5 protein-coding genes are annotated in these 6273 nt (G+C 52.2%); 4 read left to right on the top strand and 1 reads right to left on the bottom strand.

All coding sequences use genetic code 11. The annotated features are described in order from the left end of the window. From PSCS_RS10145 to PSCS_RS10130, 4 genes are all read left to right on the top strand, one after another. On the top strand, positions 1 to 708 hold a 708-nt coding region (locus tag PSCS_RS10145), incomplete at its 5' end, for a transposase (RefSeq protein ID WP_198544293.1). Between the two features lie 315 nt (positions 709 to 1023). Further along, positions 1024 to 3855, top strand: a complete 2832-nt coding sequence (gene traN / locus PSCS_RS10140; protein WP_068811998.1) for a conjugal transfer mating pair stabilization protein TraN — start codon at positions 1024 to 1026, stop codon at positions 3853 to 3855. A 115-nt stretch (positions 3856 to 3970) separates the two neighbouring features. Then, positions 3971 to 4192, top strand: coding sequence for a helix-turn-helix transcriptional regulator (locus PSCS_RS10135; RefSeq protein ID WP_068811997.1), 222 nt, complete (start codon positions 3971 to 3973; stop codon positions 4190 to 4192). Continuing rightward, positions 4192 to 5028, top strand: a complete 837-nt coding sequence (locus PSCS_RS10130; RefSeq protein WP_068811996.1) for a replication protein RepA — start codon at positions 4192 to 4194, stop codon at positions 5026 to 5028. Before PSCS_RS10135 ends, PSCS_RS10130 begins: the two co-directional genes overlap by 1 nt. 537 nt (positions 5029 to 5565) lie before the next feature. Here the strand turns inward: PSCS_RS10130 and PSCS_RS10125 are convergent. Beyond that, positions 5566 to 6273, bottom strand: a 708-nt coding sequence (locus PSCS_RS10125; protein WP_198544293.1) for a transposase, incomplete at its 5' end; no start/stop codon positions are given.

The raw sequence follows: 6273 nt of genomic DNA, 5'->3' as shown, positions 1-6273 counted from the left end.
AAAGACCGGCAGAAGGTCGAGATCGTCAGCATGGACATGTGGAACCCCTACCGGGCAGCGGTCAAGGCGGTGCTGCCACAGGCCCGCATCGTGGTCGATAAGTTCCATGTGGTGCGTATGGCCAACGATGCGCTGGAGAAGGTGCGCAAGGGCCTCAGAAAGGAGCTGAAGCCCTCACAGAGCCGAACCCTTAAGGGAGACCGGAAAATCCTGCTGAAACGCGCTCACGAAGTCTCAGACCGGGAGCGCCTCATCATGGAGACCTGGACAGGCGCATTCCCGCAACTGCTGGCCGCCTACGAGCACAAGGAGCGCTTCTACGGCATCTGGAATGCTACCACACGGCCCCAGGCAGAAGCCGCCCTGGACGAATGGATAGCCACCATCCCGAAGGGCCAGAAGGAAGTCTGGAGCGATCTGGTCAGGGCGGTGTGTAACTGGCGCGAAGAGATCATGATCTACTTCGAGACGGATATTCCCGTCACCAACGCTTACACGGAGTCCATCAACCGATTGGCCAAGGACAAGAACCGTGAAGGGCGTGGTTATTCCTTTGAGGTGATGCGGGCACGAATGCTCTACACCACGAAGCACAAGAAGAAGGCCCCGACTGCGAAGGTCTCTCCGTTCTACAAGAAAACCATCGGTTACGGACTGCCGGACTTCGCAGAGGAACTCAACTACGGGGTCGATCTATCAACCATCTGAGGGAGGTATCAGGTTGGTGGGGTGAAGGTGCCCCATCAACCATTAAATCCGTATACCCTGAATTTTTCACCTCTGTGAATCAGGCGACGGGAATACACTGCCCGCACTGTTTTCAGCCTCAGAATGCGAAGGGTGCGGCGATGCCAGCGGTTGAAGTCTTCGCTGAGCCAGCTTGAGCTACCTTTGAAAAACTTTCACATGTGAAAGAAAATTTGGCCAATTTAACGTTATGCGCCCAAAACGGTAAATTACACATCCGCTGGGAGCGCCGGATGCTCGATATGATCTCTCGAAAAGATTTTCGGAGAGGTCATTATGCGAAATTCACCAGGCTTGATGAGAGCCATTGCCTACCTTTTAACTGTCACCACGACTCTGATGCCCCTTCACGGCGTGGCTCAAGAGTCACCTGAAGTTGATAGCCAGGACTTTTTAAGTCAGCTCGGTCGCGAAGGCCAGAATCTGGGTATGGAGCTTGGTAACGAAGCCAAAAACACTCCAGCCAAGGTCCAGAACGGGCAAATCACCATCCCCACCATGGACGAAAACGGTAACCTGCAATACCAAGGGGGAACTCAGTTCAGCGTTCAAAGCCTGTACCCAGGCAGCAACCCTTCCAATGCCTCGGTGCAGAACGAATATTTCTCTGATGGCGTAGCCCCTGACCTCGACCAGCTCCAGGGGATCTATGACTCGGAAGAGGGGATGGGCGAAACCGGTAGCGAGGCAAAGGACTCCCTCTGGGAGGATGCCTACAGCGACACCCCCTCTATCTCAGGTGCGGCGTATAAAGTTCTGGTGGACTCCTCAAATCAAAGTCGCCCGGATTTCAGTTCCGACCCGATGTTGGGGCTCACCAACGCCACATACGAAAACATTGATGTGATCGCTGAGGGCTTTGGTGACTGTTCCGCCGAAACAACCTTCGATGAAATCACCATGTCGGTACATAACCCGGAGTACGAAACCTGCGACCGTGTGACCGACAAAAGCGCCACCTGCGAGGTCATTCACGACTATGAAGCGGCAGTGGTCAAGCACCATGACGGTCCATACAACATTTCACCATGCGATGGTGCTGGCGGTGGGTGTTCTGACGTGTGGATTGGTAAGGTGGGAGACAACTACTGGAGTGGTAGCTGCTCGATTTACGAAGAATTCACGGAAATCAAAGTCGTCAATCCTGCTGCCATTACTCAGGCTACGTTAATACGTGCCAAGTGGGATGACTACATGCAGATATGGATTGGTGAGCCTGGCGAAGAAGTAAAGGTATGGTCTGGTCCCAATAACAATTTTCCTCCCGAGACAGCCGGTAAGTGTGAGCTGAGTACAAGCTGGGACCAAAATCCTAACCTCGACCTGACCAGTTACTTCCGAAACGCGCCGGAAGACTCGGTGATTCGCTTCAAAATTCGCGTATCCGTCTCCGGCGAGGGTGAAGGCTTCGGGAAGATCCGCATTAAGTACGACCCCTCCAAAGCCATCATCAAAGATGAATGGTCACCAGATAGCTGCATCGAATCTGCGACTGGCGTGGTGGATGGTTTTGCAGAGGGGAGCCTGACTTGCGTGGACGACCCGCGTGACGCGGAAGGCTGCACCTATACGAATGGCATCAAAATCTGCGAGGACAGCCTGAAGCCTTCTCCCATTCCTGGTATCCCCAACCTTTGCAAGAAAGTCGCCGTAGATGCGGACTTCGATTTCTACAAAGGGGATATGGAGTGCTACACCGATGTCGACGGTGAGAAGCAGTGCCCGGTCAACGAAGGCGGGAATCTAAATACGTGCCAGCAGTACGAAGAAAACCCGCAGTGCGGCTTTATAAGCTCGGAGTGTGTTGATGGTGCTCAGGGTAACTCCGGTGTGTGTTACGTCAAAGAGAAGACGTGGGACTGCGGGAGTAGTGTGGACATCGACACCATAGAGAAAAAAACCGAATACCAGTGTGGTGGAGCTATCCGCTGCATGGGGGACGACTGCCTAGACCCGACACAATCCACCGACCAGACCGCGAACTTTGCCAAAGCCTCGGCTTTGCTCAATGCGGCGCAGTTCATGACCCAGGATATGAGCTGCACCGGCCAAGATGACGATGGCAACGCAACCGGTGAAGAGAACGTGACCTGTACTGCGTTCGGGGGCGAGGCTGGCGAATGCAAGATTGCAGTCGGCGGAGTGTCGGACTGCTGTGAGAAACCCTCTAACGTGAGCATGGCTGATTACCTGATGATGATTCGTCAGGTTCCGAAGCTTGATGGTGCGGTATTGGCGCTTGAAGACACCAACGTCATCAAAAGCTCGTACCAAACCCTTCGTGATCCAGTTATGAATGCTTGGACGGAGGTATCTCAGCCGTTCACAAATTACATGGATAACATCTCTGGTGCTGTTGAGGAGATATGGTCGCCCATCGAGGAACTGAAGAACCAGCTCATAGAAAAGCTGAAGGAGCAGGCTAAAGGTATGTTGCAGGACGTGATGGGTAATTTGGCCCAGGATGGCGCGACCGAGGCGGCAGCCACTGCTACAGCAGATAGAGCGGCTGAGGAGGCAATGACGGAAATGGCGAACCAAGCCGCTTCTATGCTGGGTGCGGCGATGACGGTCTACACGGTGTACGTGGTCGCTGTGGCCGTAATTCAAATGGTCTACGCCTGTGAGCAGGAAGAGCTGGAGATGAACACCAAGCGGGCAACGGATAGCTGCACCTACGTTGGCTCCTACTGTAAGGAAGAGGTTCTTGGGGCCTGTATCGAGAAGCGTAAAGCGTACTGCTGCTTCAATTCACCGCTGTCTCGAATCATCCAGGAACAGGTTCGGCCTCAGTTTGGTCAGGACTTCGGAACTCCTAAGAATCCGAGTTGTGGAGGTATTCCCTTTGAGCAAATCGCTCAAATCAATTGGGATGAGGTAAATCTCGATGAGTGGCTGGCTATTCTTCAACAGAACGGTCAGTTCCCCAGTGGAGCCAATTTATCTATGGATGCCCTCACAGGTTCTGGCAGCGTCTTCAATGTTGATGGGGACCGTTTGCCTGCTGATCAGCGTGCAATGGATCGCGTTGATGACATAGACGTGGACGCAAAGCGTCGGGAGGCAATGGACAAAATAGAAGTGAATCCGGGCGGTCCGGGAAGCTAACGATAAAAATACTGAAAAACTGCCTTATGCGCCCAAAATGGTAAAAAGCGCGTTCTTCGGCCAAAGGTAGTTAAACCGAAAATAGCTCCTAGAGAAATCGAAGGAGCTATTGTTTATGAAATCCCAAAAGAAAGATCGAGGGGCTGGCGTTGAATCAGACGTGCTTTTAACGGTACGTGATGTCCAACAACTTTTACGCATTTCCAATCCGACGCTGAGCCGCATTCGGGCAGATAAGAACGCTGATTTTCCAAAACCCATTGCCGTAACCACAAAAGCGGTCCGCTGGAAGCGCGCCGACGTAGAGGATTGGCTTGAGCGTCGGAAGGTGGATTGATGGGAGGCAAGCCGTTTACTGCCTACCATCAAAGTCTTATTGAGCAGGCAGAAAATCAAGAGCTGAACCCTGAAACATGGTTCATGCCGCAATTGTTTTGCCAACTTAGCCCATTACCGGCGGCCAATACTGATAAAAACCTTTTTCAGCGCACCAATGGCAATGTCAAAGTATCGGTATTGTCCAGCGAGCGTGTTCCCGCAGGGGGCCTGGTAAGGCTTTTGTTGGCATGGTTAACCACACAAGCCAAGCGACAGAGGAGTCCTGAGCTAGCGATTGATACAAGCCAAAGCCAGTTCCTGAAAAGTCTTGGACTAAGCAATAGTGGTCGATATGCAGCTCTACTGCGCGAACAGGTCAATCGTTTGGCTCGCTCTACATTTCAGATAGAGAGAGTGGTTGGAAACGGGGTAGAAATTGAGAATATTCTTGTATCCCGTAAGGCGCTTATCTCAATGCGCCATGGCAAAAATTCAAGCTGGTCATCAACAATCAGCCTGGATGAAGAGTTCTACCAAAGCATTTTGAGCAATGCTGTGCCAGTTTCCGCCCACGCGATCAAAGCTTTGACTAAAAACCCGCTCGCCATCGATTTCTACTGTTGGTGGAATTGGCGAGTCCACTCGATGTCGCGCAGAAGGCAGATTGAAATCCCGCTTGATGCCCTGAAGCTTCAGTTCAGCAGTGAAACGAAGGAGCGGAGAGACTTCCGTCGAAAGCTGGAAAATGCCGCTATATTAGCGTCTATTTTCCATCATGAGATTTTCAACAGCACGCTTTTTCAAAGCGATAAACTGATAATTACCAAGACGAACCCTCATATCGCCCCTAAGTGAAAAAGCCTCGGGGCGAATCCTTCTTTGTTCGCATCTCCTCATTCAAAGCCCTATCTCGTCTACTTCGATTACGGTAATTATGATAATTAAAGCCCCTACGGGCGGTATTCTGGTTGAGTCGAATTCGCTCCCATGGTGGATAACCCTGTTTATAACCAATGTTATCCACGTCACTAGCGCCACGCAGTAGCCAAGCCTGTGAAATCAAGGGCTCCGGCGAGTTTTGGCAAGTTATCCACGACACTAGCGCCACGCCAGTCACGTCACTAGCGCCACGCCTGTACGACACTAGCGCCACGCCTATAATTGATTTTTTAACAATAAACCAATGAATCTAAAGGAAAAATCGTTGCATTGGACAGTCTGCAAGTAGTTCTTTCAAGTAGTTTTAAACAAATAATAAATTACAACTATTGGTGACAGGGGAAATGTGGACAGTTAGTCGGTCGGACTGACGTAGGCACTTTCCAGAAAATTTTGGGTATACGGATTTAATGGTTGATGGGGCACCTTCACCCCATCAATCTGATACCACCCTCAGATGGTTGATAGATCGACTCCGTAGTTGAGTTCCTCTGCGAAGTCCGGCAGTCCGTAACCGATGGTTTTCTTGTAGAACGGAGAGACCTTCGCAGTCGGGGCCTTCTTCTTGTGCTTCGTGGTGTAGAGCATTCGTGCCCGCATCACCTCAAAGGAATAACCACGCCCTTCACGGTTCTTGTCCTTGGCCAATCGGTTGATGGACTCCGTGTAAGCGTTGGTGACGGGAATATCCGTCTCGAAGTAGATCATGATCTCTTCGCGCCAGTTACACACCGCCCTGACCAGATCGCTCCAGACTTCCTTCTGGCCCTTCGGGATGGTGGCTATCCATTCGTCCAGGGCGGCTTCTGCCTGGGGCCGTGTGGTAGCATTCCAGATGCCGTAGAAGCGCTCCTTGTGCTCGTAGGCGGCCAGCAGTTGCGGGAATGCGCCTGTCCAGGTCTCCATGATGAGGCGCTCCCGGTCTGAGACTTCGTGAGCGCGTTTCAGCAGGATTTTCCGGTCTCCCTTAAGGGTTCGGCTCTGTGAGGGCTTCAGCTCCTTTCTGAGGCCCTTGCGCACCTTCTCCAGCGCATCGTTGGCCATACGCACCACATGGAACTTATCGACCACGATGCGGGCCTGTGGCAGCACCGCCTTGACCGCTGCCCGGTAGGGGTTCCACATGTCCATGCTGACGATCTCGACCTTCTGCCGGTCTTT

Source organism: Pseudohongiella nitratireducens, assembly GCF_001642735.1.
Classification (GTDB): domain Bacteria; phylum Pseudomonadota; class Gammaproteobacteria; order Pseudomonadales; family Pseudohongiellaceae; genus Pseudohongiella; species Pseudohongiella nitratireducens.
The sequence above is the reverse complement of the archived record's forward strand: the minus strand, read 5'-3'. Positions and strand labels throughout refer to the sequence as shown.

Coding starts and splice junctions, on each gene's coding strand:
- traN (WP_068811998.1), top strand. CDS start 1,024: ATGCGAAATTCACCAGGCTTGATGAGAGCCATTGCCTACCTTTTAACT.
- PSCS_RS10135 (WP_068811997.1), top strand. CDS start 3,971: ATGAAATCCCAAAAGAAAGATCGAGGGGCTGGCGTTGAATCAGACGTG.
- PSCS_RS10130 (WP_068811996.1), top strand. CDS start 4,192: ATGGGAGGCAAGCCGTTTACTGCCTACCATCAAAGTCTTATTGAGCAG.